The following is a 16,893-nucleotide window of genomic DNA, read 5'->3' as shown; positions in this document are numbered from 1 at the left end:
CCCTAGACCTGCGCCATGCCATGCAGCAGGCCGTCACGGACGGTCTGTTCCACATGGGCGGCCAGCGACTTGCGGTTGGGAAAGGTATCGACGCGTACGGGGGCGTGATAGATCACCTCGACCGTGCCGTTGCGCGGGGCGGCCAGCACCCTGACCAGATGCGGGCCGAAATCCATCTCGCCCCACCAGCCGTAGAACCGCGGATCAGCCCCCTCTGGTGCATGATAGCGCAGCGTGACGGGCTGGATGAACAGCCGGTGCCGCAACTCATCGGACAGGAAAGCCTGAAACAGCGTTGATTTGAAGGGCAGCACCTGCAGGCCATCGGTCGATGTGCCTTCGGGAAAGAACAACAGCCGATGCCCCGCCAGAAGGCGCCGTTCGAACAACACCTGTTGGCGGCGCGCGTCACGCGGATCGCGGTTGATGAACAGCGTTCCCGTGGCCCGCGCAAGCCAGCCGATGGCGGGCCATCGCGCCACCTCGGATTTCGAGACGAAATAGATCCGTTTGCGCGCATTCAGCGCGAAGATATCCAGCCATGACACGTGATTGGCAACCACCGCGCCGCGCTCTTGCATGGGTTTGCCGCGCACCACATGCCCCATGCCCAGGATCAGGAAGGCACATCGGCACACGATCTGCGTCAGGTAAGGGGTGAAGGGACGGTGCAGCCCGAACAGCGGGCGTTCGATCAGGCGCAGCAGCAGCATCAGCCCGAGACCGCCAAAGGTCAGGCTGCCAAGGATCGTGCCGCGCAGGGTCAGGCGCACCCAGCCGGCGGGTGTCAGGGCCTCGGCCGGCGGTTCCGGTGGCGGGGTCCAGCTGCCGGTCATGACGGCTCCGGTCGTGTGGGGACAGGCCGTCTGTAGATGGCGCGTTGCGTTTCATTCATCCGCGCCACATCCAGAATCAGGCAGACATCGGTCGTGTTGAAGGCATGGTCGATGAAAGCGCCCTGCCCCACGAATCCGCCCAGCCGCAGATAGGCCTTGATCAGCGCGGGCACGGCCAGCATCGCGGCGCGCCGGTCAAGCGTGTCGGGCGGGATCAGATCCATCGCGGTGCGGCCCGGCGGGCGGGCCGTGACGCGCAGGTCTGGCGGGGCCAGGTGCCGGTGATGCAGCAGCGTCAGCGGTGCGGCCAGGGCCTGCGGATCGGTTCCGTGAAAGCTTGCCACACCGAAAAGAACCTCGATCCCATGGGCATCGACATAGGCCGCCAGCGCGTGCCAGAGGTGAAACATGCCCATACCCCCGCGATAGGCCGGATGCAGGCAGGACCGCCCCAGTTCGAGCAGGCGCCGCCCACTGGCCCTGAGGGGGGCGAGGTCATATTCGTCCTCGGAATAGAACTGCCCCGCCGCGACGGCCTGATCGGCGCGCAGCAGACGGTAGACGCCCACCACCTGATCAGGGTCCGGCCGCGATTGATCCAGCAGCAGCAGATGATCGAAAAACGGATCGAAACGGTCCTGTTCGCGGCGATTGTCATGATCGACCATGTCACCACCCCCACCCAGCTCGGTGACGAACACCTGATAGCGCAGGCGCTGCGCCGCATGCAGATCGGACTGATCAGTGGCCAGCCTGACGGCGAATTGCGGGGGGGCTTCGGTCATGCGGTGGCCAGGCATTGAGTGCGCTTGCACGTTTCTAGGAAACTGCCCGGTACATGGCAACCGTCGCCGCGACGGCAAAGGGTCCTGGCGCGCACGATCTGTCCCTCCCATGGCCGGCAAGGATGGACAGATTCCATCCGCGGTAACCGGCGGTCACCACCAGCGGTAACCAGGCGGTAACCATTTGTTAACTAATTTGGGTGATCAAAGACAGGCAGAAGACCGATCCGGGAGCCGTCGATGACAACCTTGCCGACCTCCGGAAAATTGACCGTGATCCGGCCCGCGATATTGGATTGAACTTGTCCCACCCCCCAGTCAGGTTGGTCGGGGTGACACACCAGCATTCCGGGCTCCAGTATCGCGTTCAGATCGGACATGTCGTAACCTCGTATCGGAGACCTCTTTGGGCCAAACTATCCATAATCTGGCCGCCTTGATAGGCTCGCGTATCTGTCACGACCTGATCAGTCCGATCGGCGCTATCAGCAATGGTCTGGAACTGATGCAGATGTCGGGGGCAGCGCTGACCCCAGAGGTAGCGCTGATCTCGGACAGTGTCGAGAACGCCAATGCGCGTATCCGTTTCTTCCGTGTGGCTTACGGGATGGCCGCGGAACAGCAGATGATGGGGCGGGCTGAAATCGTCAGCATCCTCAAGGCGATCGCACAGGGTGCGCGGGTCAGTTTTCATTGGGGCCCGCTGGAGGATATTCCGCGTGTCGAGGTGCGACTGGCCTTTCTGGCGTTGCAGTGCTTCGAAACCGCAATGCCCTATGGCGGTCGGATCAGCCTGACCCGCGAGGCCGACCTCTGGGCCATCAGCGCCAGTGCCGACAAGCTTCGCCAGACACCAGACCTCTGGTCTGCGCTGGAAACCCCCGGTCAGGCCATCGACATCAGCCCGTCCGAGGTGCAATTCGCCCTGTTGCCGGTCCTGCTGCAAGAGGCGGGCCGCCGGATCAGCCTGCGGATCACCGAGCATGACATCCTGTTGCGCTACTGAGCGCGGTCAGGACCGGATCGCACCCTGACTGGTCACAAGATATTTGAAACTGGTCAGCTGTTCGGCGCCAACGGGCCCCCGCGCATGCAGCTTGCCTGTCGCGATCCCGATTTCCGCCCCCATGCCGAATTCCCCGCCATCCGCGAACTGGGTCGATGAATTATGCATCAGGATCGCGCTGTCCAACCGCTCGAAAAACCGCGTCACGGCATGGGCGTCTTCGGTCAGGATGCAATCGGTATGGTTCGATCCGTATTGCCGGATATGGGCAATGGCCGCATCGACATCATCAACGACGCGGGCCGCGATGATCATGTCAAGAAACTCTCGCCCCCAATCGTCCGGCTTGGCCGGCACGGTTCCGGGCACGGATTGCAGCGCCGCGTCGGCGCGCACCTCGACCCCGGCGGCAAGGAGGTCGCGGACCAGATCCGCGCCAAGAGACGCGGCGACATCGCGGTGGATCAGCAGGCATTCCGCGGCCCCGCAGATCCCGGTGCGGCGGGTCTTGGCGTTCAGCACAACGCGGCGCGCCACTGCGGGGTCTGCCGCGGCATCGACATAGATATGCACGATCCCTTCCAGATGGGCAAAGACTGGCACACGCGCTTCGCGTTGCACCAGGCCCACAAGGCCCTTGCCCCCACGCGGCACGATCACGTCGATCCACTCCGTCATCCGCAACATCGCGGTCACGGCCTCGCGGTCGCGGGTGGGAACCAGTTGGATCGCATCCTGCGGCAAACCCGCCGCCCGCAATCCCGCAACCAGGCAGGCATGGATCGCCTCTGACGAATGAAAGCTTTCCGATCCACCGCGCAGGATCACCGCATTGCCCGCCTTGAGACACAGCGCACCGGCATCGGCGGTCACATTCGGCCGGCTTTCATAGATCACCCCGATCACGCCCAGGGGCGTGGCCACGCGGCGGATATGCAACCCGTTGGGCCGGTCCCATGCCGCCAGCACACGGCCCACGGGATCATCCTGTGCGGCCACGGCGCGCAAGCCATCGGCGATGGATCTGATCCGGGAGGGGTCCAGCATCAGTCGGTCCATCATCGCAGGGCTGAGCCCCTTCGTGCGGCCATAATCCAGATCAAGCGCATTCGCAGCGACGATCGCATCGCTTTGCGCCGCGATCGCGTCGGCCGCGGCGGTCAGGGCCTGGGCCTTTGCCGCAGCCGGCGCAAAGGCCAGCTCTGCCGCCGCCGCGCGGGCACGGCGTCCGATGTCATCCATCTGGTCGGCAAGGGTCTGGTTCTGCGTCATCTGTCTGTGGTCCCTGGCAGGGCCGGATGCCTCCGGCGGGGATATTTTCGGCAAAAAGAAAGTAAGAATCAAAGCGCCATGTCGTCACGGTGAATCAATGCAGCGCGCCCCGGATAGCCCAGAAGCGCCTCGATCTCGTCGCTGCGATGGCCCCGGATCAGGGTTGTTTCCGCGGCGGTGTAGCGGATCAACCCCTGACCCAGAGCAGCCCCGTCAGGGCCGAGGATGGCCACTGGATCACCGCGCCCGAAGCGCCCGGTCACGGCGATCACACCCGCGGGCAGCAGGCTTTTGCCACTTTCCAGCGCGCGCACGGCACCGGCATCCAGCGTCACCTCGCCGCGCGGTTTCATGGCGGCGATCCAGCGCTTGCGTGCGGCTTGCGGATCCTCGGTCGCGGTGAACCATGTGGCGCGCGCGCCCTGTTCAAGGGCTTGCAGCGGACGCATGACCGAGCCTTCGGTGATCGCCATGGCGCAGCCGGCGGCAGTGGCCGTGCGCGCGGCCATCAGCTTGGTCTTCATGCCGCCCTTGGACAGGCCCGATCCTGCATCCCCGGCCATCGCCTCGATCTGCGGGGTGATACGGTCGATCACGGGAAAATGCCGCGCATCCGCGTCCTGTTGCGGATTGGCGGAATAGAAACCATCCACATCCGACAGAAGCACCAGCTGATCCGCGCCCACTGTCACCGCGACCTGCGCGGCCAGGCGGTCATTGTCGCCATAGCGGATTTCATCGGTGGCCACGGTGTCATTCTCGTTCACGATGGGCACGACGCCGAGGCCGATCAGCATCTCCATCGTGGCGCGGGAATTGAGGTAGCGACGGCGGTCGGTGCTGTCCTCCAGCGTGACCAGCACCTGTCCGGTGGTGATGCCATGCGGGGCCAGCACCTCCTCATAGGCGCGGGCCAGCCTGATCTGCCCAACGGCTGCGGCGGCCTGCGACTGTTCCAGCGCCAGTGTCGTGGCGGGCAGGCCCAGAACCCCGCGCCCAAGCGCGATCGACCCCGACGAGACAAGCACCACATCAACACCCAGCGCCTTGAGCCAGACCACATCCTGCGCCAATGCGGCCAGCCAGTCCTGGCGCAGCTTGCCGGTCGTCCGGTCCACCAGCAGGGCCGAGCCGATCTTGACCACGACGCGCCGCGCCGCAGTCAGCCGGAGGGGAGATGCCTTTGCTTCGCTCAGGGGCGCCACGGCTGTTCCTCATCCGCATCGGCCTGTTTCATCCGCAGCCGGTCCGCGGTGATCTGCGCGCGCACCGCGCGCAGCACCTCGGGCACGCCCTCGCCCGTGACACCCGACAGCATCAGGACGGGACCGCCGCATTCAGCCTCAAGCGCGGCGCGCGCCTCGGCGCGTTCCTCGTCATCCAGCGCGTCGATCTTGTTGAGCGCGGTGACCCGCGGCTTGTCGGCCAGATCACCGCCATAAAGCTCAAGCTCGGTGATGATGGCGCGATAATCCTCGGCCACGGTCTCGGACGTGCCGTCGACCAGATGCAGCAGCACCGCGCAGCGTTCGACATGGCCCAGGAACCGATCACCCAGGCCCTTGCCCTCGGAGGCGCCGGCGATCAGGCCGGGGATATCGGCCATGACGAATTCGGCATTGTCGATGCCCACGACACCTAGGTTCGGATGCAGCGTGGTAAAGGGATAATCCGCGATCTTGGGCCGCGCATTGGACACGGCCGCCAGAAAGGTGGACTTGCCCGCATTGGGCAGCCCCAGCAGCCCGGCATCCGCGATCAGCTTGAGCCGCAGCCAGAGCGTGCGATCCACGCCTTCCTGGCCGGGGTTGGCGCGGCGCGGGGCCTGGTTGGTCGAGGTCTTGAAATGCAGGTTGCCCCAGCCGCCATTGCCGCCGCGCGCCAACAGCACGCGCTGGCCCACCTCGGTCATGTCGGCGACCACGGTTTCTTCGTCCTCGTCCAGGATCTCGGTGCCGACGGGTACGCGCAGCACGATATCGTCGCCATCCTTGCCGGTCCGTTGCCGGCCCATGCCGGGTTGGCCGTTCTGCGCAAAGAAATGCTGCTGATAGCGGAAATCGATCAGCGTGTTCAGCCCGTCCACCGCCTCGACCCAGACAGAGCCGCCAGAGCCGCCGTCGCCCCCATCGGGGCCGCCGAATTCAATGAATTTCTCGCGCCGGAAGCTGACTGCCCCACCGCCGCCCGAACCGGACCGGATATAGACCTTTGCGAGATCAAGAAACTTCATGGTCTTCCCCTATCGCAAAGGCACTGCTCTGCTCAATCAAGTTTTCGGCTGTAGGTCCAGGTTGCCACCTTGGCGCCACGGGCGACCGAAAAGGCTTCGGCATCGCCCAGATATTCGAAACCGCAATTCGTCATCACCCGTGCGGAGGCCGGGTTGTCCTGGAACACTTCGGCAAACATGGTGCGGCAGCCCCGCGGATTGGCCGCAACAAGGGCCGCCACCGCGGCCGAGGCGACACCGGAATTCCAATAGGCCGGCGCCACCCAAAAGCTGACCTCAGACTGGTTGCGATCCATCGGCGTCAGGCTGATCAGGCCCATCACCTCGGCGCCACCATGGTGGCTGCCATCCAGGGCCCAAACATCTTCGGTGCGATTCGGATCCATGGCGCGGGTCACGAAAGCCTCAATCGCGCCGGGCGGCAGCGGATGGGGGATCGCGCGGGTGTTCATGGCCACACGACGGTCCGCGCCATACATCTCGATCAGCCCCTTGTCCGACTGGCGCAGCGGGCGCAGGTCGAAGCGCTCGGTCGCAATCACCGGCTGGGCATAGATGGGATCGATCTTCATCCGCGTTCTCCTCCGAAAATACGTGGTGCTGAAACCGTGCGGGGTCTGGCCCCCTGTCGCGCTGTTACTCTTCACGCCTGCCGGTCGCCCCCTCCCCGGAGAAACTTGCAGGTCTGTCACTGGTCTGCCCCTGTCTGTGACATGACTGCATGGCAGTTCTGTGAACATATCTGGACGAAACCCGGCCCCCGCAGAGCCAGAGCCGGGCTGTCACGCGCCGGACCTGCGGAAAAGGAAAAGGGGACCGGCGGTCTTGCCGGTCCCCTGATGCATGTCACCTGAAGAACGGCTTATTCAGCGGCCTCCGCCACCGGCAGAACCGAAATGAAGGTGCGGCCCTTGAGGCCCTTATGGAAGGTTACCTTGCCCTCGCTCGTGGCGAAGATCGTGTGGTCACGACCGATGCCCACGCCCTCGCCCGGCCACCACTTGGTGCCGCGCTGACGCACGATGATGTTGCCCGGGATCGCGGCCTGGCCGCCGAACAGCTTGACGCCAAGGCGCCGGCCGTCAGAGTCGCGACCGTTGCGGGAGGAACCGCCTGCTTTTTTATGTGCCATGGGGGATTACTCCTTGGTCTCGGCCGCTTTTTTGGCGGCGCGTTTCGGTTTCGCGGCAGCGTCGCCCGCAGCGGCAGCGGGGGCTTTCGCCTTTGCGGCCTTCTTGGCGGGCGCGGCTTTGGTCGCGGGGGCAGCTTCTGCCACTGCGGCGCCAGCCGGGATGGTGCCGATTGCGGCCTTCACGCCCGTCTTGTCAGCGCCGGCTGCCAGGATCTCGGTGATCCGGACGAGGGTCAGCTTCTGACGGTGACCCTTGGTGCGCTGCGAGCCGTGCTTACGACGACGCTTGACGAAGTGGATGACTTTCTCACCCTTGACCTGATCGATCACTTCGGCCTGCACGGCGGCGCCTGCCACCATGGGCGCGCCGAGAACGGTGGTGTCACCACCCAGCATCAGCACTTCGTTGAATTGGACTGTTTCACCTGCATCAGCGGCCAGTTTCTCCACGCGCAGCGTATCGCCGGCCTGGACCTTGTACTGTTTGCCGCCGGTTTTCAGAACCGCGAACATATCTGTCTTCCCTTGTTACCGCGTCCTGTGGTCCCCTTGCGGGCGTTTCGGCTGCTTTCCTCCCCTGGGAAGGTCTGCCAGCCACCTCGAACAGCGCGCCCTTGCGGACGGTTGTGAATAAACATCACGGCAGAGGCACTGCGCCCCTTCCGAGATGGCGGCTTATGCGGCCCATCCGAGGGGAAGTCAAGGGGCTTGGCGGGCATTCCCCCTGCCCCGCCTGCGGCCCGGTCGGCAGAACCCGGGGGCTGCGGGATCAAAGATCCTCGGTCATGATCCGCGCCGCGATCGCCAGCCCGAGGGCATGGGACAATGCACCATACATGTCGTCAAAGGCCGAGAACAGCGCCCGGTTCATGGCGCGGCCATGCGGGGTCAGGGACAGATCCGCATAGGCGCTGATCTGCCCCGCATCAAGCGGCTGATAGGCCAGCATCAAGAAGGCATAAAGCCATTCACGGGTTTCGGCGTGCGTCTCTTCCTCCTGTTCCCAGACATCGGACAGGATTTCCGCCTCAGTCATGTTCAACGCGCCGCCGTCGATCAGGCCGCGATAGAACAGCATGTTGGCGTTCATCGCCCCCATCACGTTGAAACCGATCAGGTCATTCGCCTCCACATAGGATTCGATGGCGGAGAGATGCGGATCAATGGCGCGGGGGCTGGGCGCGTCCAGATCGGCCTCGACCTCGCGAAAGGCTTCGCGCGCCGTCTCCTCGATCTGTTCGTCCATGAAGGCCCGGCGCGCGGCGATTTCCAGAGCCACGATCTGTTGCCCGGTCTCGTCTTCGAAAAAGTCGATCAGCGGTTCGGGATCGGCGGTGCCGAAAGCCGCGCGGAACCGTGCTTGCACAAGAGCGGTCATCGCCGCGACGTCATAGATGCGGTCCACCTGCTGGTCCCAGATCGGCCCGCCTTCGCCGGACAGCATGCCGCGGCCAAGCTCGCCACCATAGGCCAGACCTTCCTCGCGCATGATCTGGACAATCTCTTCCATGCCCATCAAGGCCATCAGATGGCTGATCCGGTCCCCATCCTGGCCAGCTTGCGCCTGTGACTGGGCCTGTGACTGGGCCTGGGCCTGTGCCTGGGCCGCCGGGATCAGTGCGGCAGCCAGCCCCAGCAGCAGGGCAAGCGACAGCAGCGCGCCGGCCGCGCTGTGGACAAGTGAAAGGACGCGGCGCAGGGGCATGTCACAATTCCTCACCGGGGTGGAGGTCTGCCATGCGGCGGGCCAGCACCTCGAAGCGGTTAGCCATGATCTCGTACTGGATGCCGTTCATCAACTCGTAGACACGCTGCATGCTGGGATGTTCCAGTGCGGCCACATAGGCTTCAAGCTCGGCATCCGAAAAGCTCTTGTAGACATGGGCGGACTGAATCAGCGCGGATTCGCGCATCCTCTGGCGCAGCTCTCCGCGCTGGTCGGCCATCAGGCTGCGCAGGGTCGCCTCGTCCAGCTCCATCGGCAAAACACCGGCGGCCGCGGCACTCAGCAGGAACCTGACCTGTATCTCTTCCACCGCGCGAACAGATGTATCCTGCGGGTCGATGGCCGGCCCCATGCGTTGCAGGATGGTCAGGCGCGGCGCGCCCTGCCGCACCAGATCGGCGATGATGCTTTCGCCGTCGGCGCGGGCACCTTCCGCATCGTCGGACAGATGCGCTGCGTTCTCGACCGCGACAAGCCGCCGCCCCAGGTCCGAGGCGTAGAAATCGACGGCATGGGTCAGCAGATCATCTTCAAGTGCGCGATCAAGGATGCCGATCGCCATGTCATGCATCAGATCGGTATCGAATATCTCGGCCACGGCGCGGGTCCAGTCGCCGCCGAATTCCGACACATCCCGCCCCAGCATCAACGGGGCATCCCCCGCCGACAGGGCAATCGATTCCAGCGCCTTGTCAAAGCCGGTCACGGTCAGAAACGCTTCCAGCCGGTCACGATCCTGCCCGGCCTGCGCCCACAGAGGTGCTGCTTGCGGGGCCCAGAGCGCGCAAACTAGCAAAACCCAAGCCATCCGCCACATCAGGGCTATGCCGGTCAGACCGGGGCCGATACGCGACGGGAGGGTTATCCGATGGATCATCTGTGCGGTGTCCTTGTCCTGGAACGATGCCGGCCGGGGCATCTCATGGGGCAAAGCCTAAGCCATTTGTCCGGGCAGACAATGCAAAACCCGGTGAAGCCGTAAAACCGGACGCGCCCTTGCCGGAAACATCGGGAAAGATTTGCGAAAAGCCCCCTTGTCACCGCCCACGGGAGAGATTAAACGCAGCCACCAGACCGCGGAGAGGTGCCGGAGTGGTCGAACGGGGCGGTCTCGAAAACCGTTGATCCTGCAAGGGGTCCCAGGGTTCGAATCCCTGTCTCTCCGCCATCTTACTTTTGTGTCTGTCAGCACAATCTTTCTTGTCCTGTTTTTCTCTGGGTTGTAGGGCTCTTGGGCTATGTCATCTTCAGAAGAGACACCCGCAATCCCCCGATTGCGCAATTTAACTGCCCGGCCTCTAAAGGCACCATCACGCGCTTCGGTTAGGGCTAAATTTCCTTGCTAACAAAATAACTAGGTGTTCAGTCCCAGCATTTGGTGGATCGGATTTGGGATGAATCGATCTGGTTCCGAAGTCCAGATCTTGCAGATGTATTCGTAAGGCGTAAGCCCGCTGAAAGTTCTGAGCCTGCGGGCGACGTTGTAGTCTGCCATGAAGTCGGCAAGATGTGTTCGCAACTGGTTGTGGTCTTCGTAGTGGAAGTGTTTGACGGTCGCGTCCTTGTTGCGCTTCGAGCAAAGCGGATGCTAGGTTTTACTCTTAAAATAGGAGCAATCTGGTAATGGTCGACGCGGCGGCGAGCTTGGAGCAGAAACGCGGAAAAACCTTTGGGTTCTCACTGGCCTTTTGTGCCAGCACAGGCCGAACGGCGACGATGTTCATCGCGAAAACGCTCAACACCCTTCCGGATATTTTAGCGACGCATGAGGGGCAGTTGGTTGAAGAGACCAAGCCAGCAATTCTCCCCCTCGTGAACTATCACAACCGTAAGGCATGGTACGATCCGGGATATGCCACGCGCATAGCCGAACAGATGCGGTCGAAAGCTGTATTGGCCAAGGCTGCTGGCGATGCGTCTACTTTCGTCGACATTGCCTTCAACAACACTCCTTTCATGGAGGCTTTCGCGAACCTGCACCCCGAGGCGAAGTTTCTTGCAATCTTTCGACGCTGCGAGGGCTTCGTCAGGTCGGCAACCATCGTGACTGGTGAAGATATGCAACCCGCAGGCTGGCCAGACCGACAAAAGCCCTTGACGGACAGAGAAAAATTCATCGAGCTTGGGCGACTGAAACCCTCAGAGGACAGCGAATTCGGCAAGGTTTGGGACGAGTGGACGGGCATTCAGCGCAACATTTGGCTTTGGAGTGCGGTAAACAAGCGTCTGTTCCACTTTATCCAAGATTCGAATACGCGACATAAGCTTCTTTTCGAAGACCTGGTCGACGAGCCACGAAAGTTCTGGGAGGCGCTCCTTGGAGCTATAGGCGGCAATTCGCATGAAAATGTAGAAAGTTGCGCTGCCTTGTCAGCGCATAGAACCAACCATAGGGCGGCCTACCAGATTGGTGCCGTCGCTGATTGGAGCAAGGCTGAACGCAGACTTTACGAGAAGCTTGCCCTGCCTCTGGAGGAGAAAATTTATGACCGATGACCTGCAATTGCGCGTTATTTCCATTGTTCAGGACACGCTGAGAGAAGACAGTGGTAAGGGTGATCTTTCGATTTCACCCGACGACTCGATGGACACCATAACTGAGTGGGATTCCATGAGCTTTATGAAGGTGTTTATGGGGGTCAACGAAGTCTTTGGCATCAGCCCGGACTTCGACGAGGCGATACATTACACCTCCATTTCAACCCTGACCGAGTTCTTGCGCAAAGAGACTGCGCAGTGACCGATGGTCGCAAAGACTTGTTGCGCCGCTTTCAGGCGGTTGTCGAAATCCGCGCCGACGCCTTGGCCGTTCGCGACGCTTCACGACGGATCACCTACGCCGAGTTCGGCCAAATGGTCGGCGCGTTTCGCGCGGTCTTGCATTGCGCTGAACCCAAGGCGCAATCCCCAGTTGGATTGTTGCTCGACCGGTCCGCAGAGGCTTATGCGGCAATGTGGGCGGCAATATCCGAGGGGCGTGCTTATGTGCCCCTGAACCCGAGGTACCCGACGAGCCGTCTTCGCACAATCATCGAGGCTGCAGGCATAGAGCATGTATTCTGCGACCCCAAGCTGCAAGACAAGGCCCTAGACTTGGGTATTGAGCCTGACCGTATTCTTTCAGTCGACTCGGATTTGGAAGGTGCGGATTGGGGCGCCAGTGCCTTGGCCGGGAGACGCAGCAAAAACACGATCGCATATATCCTTTATACATCCGGCTCTACCGGACAGCCAAAGGGCGTGCCGATCACCTATGACAACCTGCTGGCATTCGCCGATAATATTACACAGACGATCCCCTATCCGCCAGACAGCGTCTGCTCTCAGGTCTGCGAGCTTTCCTTCGATTTCAGCGTCCACGAAATATATCAGGCCTTGCTCAGTGGCTGCACACTTTGTCCGGCGCGCCAGATAGACCTTTTCAATCCGGCAGAATTTATTTCGAAAAATCAAATAACGGTTTGGATTTCGGTTCCGTCTCTCGTCCGCGTGATACTGTCCAACCAAAAACGCCAGCCTTTGGCGCTCGAAAGCGTTCGCCTTTCAATTTTCAATGGTGAGCCTCTGACAGTCAGCATCGCGCGGGAATGGCAGGCGGCGATCCCCGGTGCCACGGTCTGGAATTCATATGGTCCGACAGAGTGTACCGTCGCGGTTACCGCGCAGAAGTGGGAAGATCGCGAAGACTTGTCCGAGATCGACGTGGTCTCGATCGGTGTCCCTATTCCGAACTGCGAGATCGCTCTGCTCGACGACCACACCTTTTTTCCTCTGCACTCAACCACAACGAGCAGGTCGGGGGAACTGCTGCTCAAGACCCCTCAATGTTTTTGCGGGTACGCGGACGCGGCAATTACGCCACCTTTTTTTCACGACGCGCGGGGCTCAGTCTACTACAAGACAGGCGACCGGGTGCTTTGGCGGGACGGTCGGCTTTTCCACCTTGGTCGGCTTGATCATCAGGTCAAAATCCGCGGGCATCGGATCGAACTTATGGAAGTCGAATGGCACTTGCGCAAAGCTCTGAAAACAGACGCTCTGGCCGTCGTCACATATCCCCGCCAGCAACCTACAGAACTTGTTCTTTTCATTGAAGGTCAGGACCTCATCCCACGTCTCGCGGCCGAACCCCTCGGCTTGCCAACCTACATGCTGCCCAAACGCTGCATCAGCGTCAAAGCTCTTCCGGTCACACCTCATGGCAAACTGGACCGTATAGCGCTGCAATCACTTCTGGAAGAAAACGAGTGTTGATTGGCCGCGCCAAATCCATGATCGCGCTATTGGCTCTGGTCGCGGTGATCGGTGCGCTTATGTGGATCGACCGCGCGCGCGGGGGGCCCGCGACCAATTTGTCACGATGCAACCTTGCGCTTGCGCGCGCGGACAAGCCACCAGCGAATGTCTTGCTGATTGGCAGCAGCCGCTCCGGTGTGGCCTTCGATCCTGTTGCCATTCAGGGTAGGTTGCAAACCGATCTGCGGAGCGATCTTACCGTCGACCGCATCGCCATGGGCAACATCACTCTGCGCGTTTCCGATGCGCTGCTCGAAACCTATCTACAACGGCGCGGGGCACCTGACGTTGTCGTTCTTGAGCCCACGTTCATAACACCACGCACAGTTGCTCGCCTAGCGCCGGCGGCAAACGGAACGCCCTCCGAACACTACCTTCTGACGCGCGATCTCAATCTGATGAGTTTCGGGCAATTGCTAACGCAACCGTCTGTCGCAATGCCATATACTGAGCCGGAAGCCCTATCGGCCCTGTGGCAGTTCAGACTGCGCGGCGCCGTCTCGCGTGCAGGAGCCTTGGCCTATCAGTTCGCCAAAGCGCCTTTTGACAGCTGGTCGATTGAAGATTGCGAACGCGCTGATTTCGCGCGCGAAGCCTCCTGGCCGGCAGATTTTTCCTTTGCCTATGACGACTACCGCATCGAGGGCCCATTGCCTGACTTCATATTCGGGCTGAGGGCGGAGCTCGAAGAGGGCGCCGCAACGCGGGACCTGCAGGACTGGCAAACATCTCAACCTGTGGGCCGGAGTTATCCTTACGATTTCCAGGCCGGTTACAGGCAAGGCGAAATGCGTTATTTTTTGGATATGGTGGAAAGAGCACTAGCCGTCGGAGCGCATGTCCTTGTCGTCCCTATGCCGCTTTATGGATACCGGATCGATCCCGCCGCCCTGGAGTATCTGGTTAAGTTGCTCCCTGATGGCGTGGAGGTCCTCGAAATCTACGATCAAATCGGGACGGACTTCAGCACGTATTGGTATGACGATGCGCATATCGAGAAATTCCCGACTGGCGTGCTGACAACGGCGCTGTTGTCCGCGCGCCTTGAGACGCTGATCGAGGTGATGGCACAACGTGATTGATGCGGTCTCATATATTTTGCTGATCCTCGTCGTGCTCGGCCTCGCAAACGGGTTGCCCGGACTCGGCACATCTCTCGGGGCCCGCCTCTTCTGGATAACCGCTCCTGGGATCTTGCTTCTCTTCATCACGAATGTAACCGCGTTGTTGTTTGCGGCCTTTGCAATCGCTGCGAATATAGCGGTGCTGTGCATCTGCAACCGGATCGACAACCCGCGCTTGAGTGCCCGGGCACCTTACCTTGTCTTGCTGCTGTTGTTCGTTCCGGATGTATTCAACGAGCTGCGCGGCGCGCCGGTCCTGTTTCTCGGCAGCGCGTTTTTCATTATCCGTCAAATGATGACCACGGCGCAGGCCATCAAGAAAAAAATACTATTTTCAGACTACCTGCCCGCGCTTCTTGCAGCGAGTTTCTTTTTCGCTGCCCTGCCCTCCGGTCCGGTTTTTAACGGCTTGGATGTGATGAAGGATCTGAAGAAACGAAATCTGCCGCAATTTGGTGAAGGATATTATCGGATTTTTGAAGGCTTCGTGTTTCTTTTTGCAATCTCGGGCTTCATGAGTATGGGGGTCGAGCATATTCGCATGCTCGAACACGGCTTTGCACAGCATGGAAACACTTTGGCCTACGCTGGGCTGCATTTTGTGCTCTTGCCTCTTTTTTCGTTCGGTTTCCTTTTCGGAACGTTCTACGGGTACTCGCGCACGGCGGAAGGTGTAGCCCTCGTACTCGGTTTTTCCGTGCCGCAGAACTTCGACAAACCGCATCTTGCGCGTGATCTAGGAGACTACTGGAAGAGATGGCACAGATCGATGGCAGATTTTGTGATGCAATATATATACCTGCCAATTATGGTGACTTGGGCTAACGCAAAGGTCGCGCTGATATCTGCTTTTGTATTTATGGGCTTATGGCACGACTTTTCACCAAACTTCCTGATCTGGGGGCTCGGGCACGGCGTGGGGCTGGCCTATGGTATGCCGTGGGCCAAAAGAAACGGTTTTCCACCGCTCGCCATCCGGGTTGTGTCGCTGACATACGTGGTTTCGTTGTCGTCGGTCGCACATAGAGTTTGGTTTTGAAGATGGATCACAAGCGCATCTTGTACATCTTGGTCTGCACGATCATCCTTGGGTTGTGGATCGTTTTCGGAACCTTTGACGCAACCGAAGCGCCCTACGTCCGCTTCTAAAAAGAGCACTCATAATCCGAGTAAGGCAAAAGCGCGCGTAAAGTTGGATCGAAAAGGCACAGCTGAAGCCGCTCCGACACAATCTTAGCCCAAAACCAGAATTGTCGAGCTTCAGCCCAAAACTCGCCTTAGTTTTCCGATAGCTCGCGTAAAGGAAGAACTATGAAAAAACCGATAGCTCGCGTAAAAGGAAGAGCTATTAAAAAAACCGAGCAGGATCAGAGCAGTGACAGATGCAGAAATCCAACCCCGATCAAACGTGGAGCTTCCGTGGATCAGAAACGCACGATTTGATTTCTTTTTCATCTTCGGGCTTTTGGCCCTGTCTTGCATCACGGGTGCGGTTATCCTACTAGAGCCTTCGCTGTTTTATCCGATTCTCGTCATCGACCTTTGGTTTCTCGGGTATCACCACGTCATCTCGACCTACACACGCATCTGTTTCGACAAGGAAAGCTACGCAGAGCACAAATCATTGCTTTTTGTTCTGTTGCCCGCTGTGATTGTTGGCACGCTCGGGGTGGTGTGGATCTTCGGGCTTTGGGTGGTCGTAACCATTTATTTCTATTGGCAATGGTATCACTACACGCGCCAGAGCTGGGGTATTTCGCGGGCGTATCGCGGCAAGGATCGCGAAGCGCTTTACGAAAATGGTTGGCTGGATCAGGGGATCTTCTATTCGATTCCGGTTTTCGGCATTATTTCGCGCTCTGCCGAGCAACACCCAACGTTTATCGGGATGGAACTATGGTCATTCCCTGTTCCGTCCATGGTTGCGGATGTTAGCGGATACATTGCCGTCGCGTTGTTGACCTATTGGGTTCTTGCCCGCTTCGTCGCTGCGAAAGAGGGACGTTTGGCGGCGGTGCATACAATGTATCTGCTTACGCACTTCACCATATTCTACCTCGCTTATGTGGCGACGAGCGACATCACACTTGGCTGGCTGATGATCAACATCTGGCACAATGCTCAGTACATTCTGTTTGTCTGGATGTTCAACAACAAACGATTTGGCAAGGGCGTGGACAAAGACGCGAAGTTCCTGTCTTACATTTCCCAGGACGGTCGTCTCTGGCTCTACATGTTGGTTTGCGTCGCGATCACCGGCGTCATCTACTGGGGTGTTTTGCGCGCGATAGACTGGCTTTTCTTTGCAGGGCTCTCGGCAACGATCGTGCTTTACCAGATTGTCAACTTCCACCACTACATCGTTGACAGCAAGATCTGGAAGCTGCGCAAGCCGGACCTGCAAAAGACTCTCGACCTCGAATCGTAGGCCCAAAAAAGAAACGGTGCCGGGTGCACCTGCGCCCAAATTGGTCCAAGCCTGC

At 60.3% G+C, this 16,893-nt stretch carries 17 protein-coding genes, 1 tRNA gene and 2 pseudogenes; 8 read left to right on the top strand and 12 right to left on the bottom strand.

The features are described from left to right. Positions 1-2 precede the first annotated feature (2 nt). The 3 genes from ACFQ3C_RS15485 to ACFQ3C_RS15475 all read right to left on the bottom strand — a co-directional run bounded on the left by ACFQ3C_RS15485 (position 3) and on the right by ACFQ3C_RS15475 (position 2,001). Positions 3-836 carry a lysophospholipid acyltransferase family protein gene (locus ACFQ3C_RS15485; RefSeq protein ID WP_380793647.1) on the bottom strand — a complete coding sequence of 278 codons (834 nt, stop codon included), beginning with the start codon at positions 834-836 and terminating at the stop codon, positions 3-5. Beyond that, a complete protein-coding gene (locus ACFQ3C_RS15480) occupies positions 833-1,621 on the bottom strand; it encodes a GNAT family N-acetyltransferase (RefSeq protein ID WP_380793645.1) in 789 nt (262 codons plus the stop codon). Before ACFQ3C_RS15480 ends, ACFQ3C_RS15485 begins: the two co-directional genes overlap by 4 nt. Positions 1,622-1,812: 191 nt before the next feature. Further along, positions 1,813-2,001 carry a DUF3553 domain-containing protein gene (locus tag ACFQ3C_RS15475; protein ID WP_380793643.1) on the bottom strand — a complete coding sequence of 63 codons (189 nt, stop codon included), beginning with the start codon at positions 1,999-2,001 and terminating at the stop codon, positions 1,813-1,815. A gap of 56 nt (positions 2,002-2,057) precedes the next feature. On the opposite strand from ACFQ3C_RS15475, the gene ACFQ3C_RS15470 reads away from it, so the two are divergent. Further along, a complete protein-coding gene (locus tag ACFQ3C_RS15470) occupies positions 2,058-2,627 on the top strand; it encodes a histidine phosphotransferase family protein (RefSeq protein WP_380793642.1) in 570 nt (189 codons plus the stop codon). Between the two features lie 6 nt (positions 2,628-2,633). On the opposite strand, the gene ACFQ3C_RS15465 is transcribed toward ACFQ3C_RS15470, so the two are convergent. The 8 genes and pseudogenes from ACFQ3C_RS15465 to ACFQ3C_RS15430 form a co-directional block, all read right to left on the bottom strand. Further along, positions 2,634-3,944, bottom strand: a complete 1,311-nt coding sequence (locus ACFQ3C_RS15465; protein WP_380794116.1) for a glutamate-5-semialdehyde dehydrogenase — start codon at positions 3,942-3,944, stop codon at positions 2,634-2,636. 23 nt (positions 3,945-3,967) lie between these two features. Next, positions 3,968-5,065 (bottom strand): glutamate 5-kinase, encoded by a 1,098-nt coding sequence (proB, locus tag ACFQ3C_RS15460; protein ID WP_380794113.1) that lies wholly within the window; start codon positions 5,063-5,065, stop codon positions 3,968-3,970. Between the two features lie 26 nt (positions 5,066-5,091). After that, positions 5,092-6,132: a GTPase ObgE gene (obgE, locus tag ACFQ3C_RS15455; protein WP_380793639.1), complete on the bottom strand. Its 1,041-nt coding sequence runs from the start codon at positions 6,130-6,132 to the stop codon at positions 5,092-5,094. Between the two features lie 32 nt (positions 6,133-6,164). After that, positions 6,165-6,704 (bottom strand): GNAT family N-acetyltransferase, encoded by a 540-nt coding sequence (locus tag ACFQ3C_RS15450; RefSeq protein WP_380793637.1) that lies wholly within the window; start codon positions 6,702-6,704, stop codon positions 6,165-6,167. A gap of 290 nt (positions 6,705-6,994) precedes the next feature. Next, a complete protein-coding gene (gene rpmA, locus ACFQ3C_RS15445; protein WP_380793635.1) occupies positions 6,995-7,264 on the bottom strand; it encodes a 50S ribosomal protein L27 in 270 nt (89 codons plus the stop codon). A 54-nt stretch (positions 7,265-7,318) separates the two neighbouring features. Next, a pseudogene (gene rplU / locus ACFQ3C_RS15440) lies at positions 7,319-7,777 on the bottom strand (50S ribosomal protein L21); the annotation flags it as partial. Between the two features lie 256 nt (positions 7,778-8,033). After that, positions 8,034-8,969, bottom strand: coding sequence for a DUF2059 domain-containing protein (locus ACFQ3C_RS15435; protein WP_380793633.1), 936 nt, complete (start codon positions 8,967-8,969; stop codon positions 8,034-8,036). A 1-nt stretch (position 8,970) separates the two neighbouring features. Further along, entirely contained in the window at positions 8,971-9,867 is an 897-nt protein-coding gene (locus ACFQ3C_RS15430; protein ID WP_380793631.1) for a DUF2059 domain-containing protein, read from the bottom strand. Between the two features lie 201 nt (positions 9,868-10,068). Here ACFQ3C_RS15430 and ACFQ3C_RS15425 point away from each other — a divergent pair. Further along, positions 10,069-10,158 (top strand) — tRNA-Ser (locus ACFQ3C_RS15425). Between the two features lie 186 nt (positions 10,159-10,344). Here the strand turns inward: ACFQ3C_RS15425 and ACFQ3C_RS15420 are convergent. Further along, positions 10,345-10,554: pseudogene (locus ACFQ3C_RS15420) on the bottom strand (IS481 family transposase); the annotation flags it as partial. A 59-nt stretch (positions 10,555-10,613) separates the two neighbouring features. On the opposite strand from ACFQ3C_RS15420, the gene ACFQ3C_RS15415 reads away from it, so the two are divergent. The 6 genes from ACFQ3C_RS15415 (at position 10,614) to ACFQ3C_RS15390 (ending at position 16,838) form a co-directional block, all read left to right on the top strand. Beyond that, on the top strand, positions 10,614-11,486 hold the full coding sequence (locus ACFQ3C_RS15415) for a hypothetical protein (protein ID WP_380793629.1): 873 nt from the start codon (positions 10,614-10,616) through the stop codon (positions 11,484-11,486). Further along, positions 11,476-11,730, top strand: coding sequence for an acyl carrier protein (locus tag ACFQ3C_RS15410; RefSeq protein ID WP_380793627.1), 255 nt, complete (start codon positions 11,476-11,478; stop codon positions 11,728-11,730). The genes ACFQ3C_RS15415 and ACFQ3C_RS15410 overlap by 11 nt, the downstream gene beginning before the upstream one ends. After that, the gene (locus tag ACFQ3C_RS15405; protein ID WP_380793625.1) at positions 11,727-13,244 is read left to right on the top strand and encodes an AMP-binding protein; all 1,518 of its coding nucleotides are present in this window, start codon (positions 11,727-11,729) and stop codon (positions 13,242-13,244) included. Before ACFQ3C_RS15410 ends, ACFQ3C_RS15405 begins: the two co-directional genes overlap by 4 nt. A gap of 17 nt (positions 13,245-13,261) precedes the next feature. Then, the gene (locus tag ACFQ3C_RS15400) at positions 13,262-14,368 is read left to right on the top strand and encodes a hypothetical protein (protein WP_380793623.1); all 1,107 of its coding nucleotides are present in this window, start codon (positions 13,262-13,264) and stop codon (positions 14,366-14,368) included. After that, the gene (locus ACFQ3C_RS15395; RefSeq protein ID WP_380793621.1) at positions 14,361-15,449 is read left to right on the top strand and encodes an MBOAT family O-acyltransferase; all 1,089 of its coding nucleotides are present in this window, start codon (positions 14,361-14,363) and stop codon (positions 15,447-15,449) included. Before ACFQ3C_RS15400 ends, ACFQ3C_RS15395 begins: the two co-directional genes overlap by 8 nt. A gap of 336 nt (positions 15,450-15,785) precedes the next feature. Then, positions 15,786-16,838, top strand: coding sequence for a hypothetical protein (locus tag ACFQ3C_RS15390; RefSeq protein WP_380793619.1), 1,053 nt, complete (start codon positions 15,786-15,788; stop codon positions 16,836-16,838). Positions 16,839-16,893 lie beyond the last annotated feature (55 nt).

Source organism: Seohaeicola saemankumensis, from assembly GCF_042678485.1.
Classification (GTDB): domain Bacteria; phylum Pseudomonadota; class Alphaproteobacteria; order Rhodobacterales; family Rhodobacteraceae; genus Seohaeicola; species Seohaeicola saemankumensis.
Note: the sequence above shows the minus strand (reverse complement) of the source record. Positions and strands in the feature narration are given on the sequence as shown.

Excerpts from the sequence above, each read along its gene's own strand:
- ACFQ3C_RS15485 (WP_380793647.1), bottom strand. The coding sequence starts at position 836 with ATGACCGGCAGCTGGACCCCGCCACCGGAACCGCCGGCCGAGGCCCTG.
- ACFQ3C_RS15480 (WP_380793645.1), bottom strand. The coding sequence starts at position 1,621 with ATGACCGAAGCCCCCCCGCAATTCGCCGTCAGGCTGGCCACTGATCAG.
- ACFQ3C_RS15475 (WP_380793643.1), bottom strand. The coding sequence starts at position 2,001 with ATGTCCGATCTGAACGCGATACTGGAGCCCGGAATGCTGGTGTGTCAC.
- obgE (WP_380793639.1), bottom strand. The coding sequence starts at position 6,132 with ATGAAGTTTCTTGATCTCGCAAAGGTCTATATCCGGTCCGGTTCGGGC.
- ACFQ3C_RS15450 (WP_380793637.1), bottom strand. The coding sequence starts at position 6,704 with ATGAAGATCGATCCCATCTATGCCCAGCCGGTGATTGCGACCGAGCGC.
- rpmA (WP_380793635.1), bottom strand. The coding sequence starts at position 7,264 with ATGGCACATAAAAAAGCAGGCGGTTCCTCCCGCAACGGTCGCGACTCT.
- ACFQ3C_RS15435 (WP_380793633.1), bottom strand. The coding sequence starts at position 8,969 with ATGCCCCTGCGCCGCGTCCTTTCACTTGTCCACAGCGCGGCCGGCGCG.
- ACFQ3C_RS15430 (WP_380793631.1), bottom strand. The coding sequence starts at position 9,867 with ATGATCCATCGGATAACCCTCCCGTCGCGTATCGGCCCCGGTCTGACC.
- ACFQ3C_RS15415 (WP_380793629.1), top strand. The coding sequence starts at position 10,614 with ATGGTCGACGCGGCGGCGAGCTTGGAGCAGAAACGCGGAAAAACCTTT.
- ACFQ3C_RS15410 (WP_380793627.1), top strand. The coding sequence starts at position 11,476 with ATGACCGATGACCTGCAATTGCGCGTTATTTCCATTGTTCAGGACACG.
- ACFQ3C_RS15400 (WP_380793623.1), top strand. The coding sequence starts at position 13,262 with ATGATCGCGCTATTGGCTCTGGTCGCGGTGATCGGTGCGCTTATGTGG.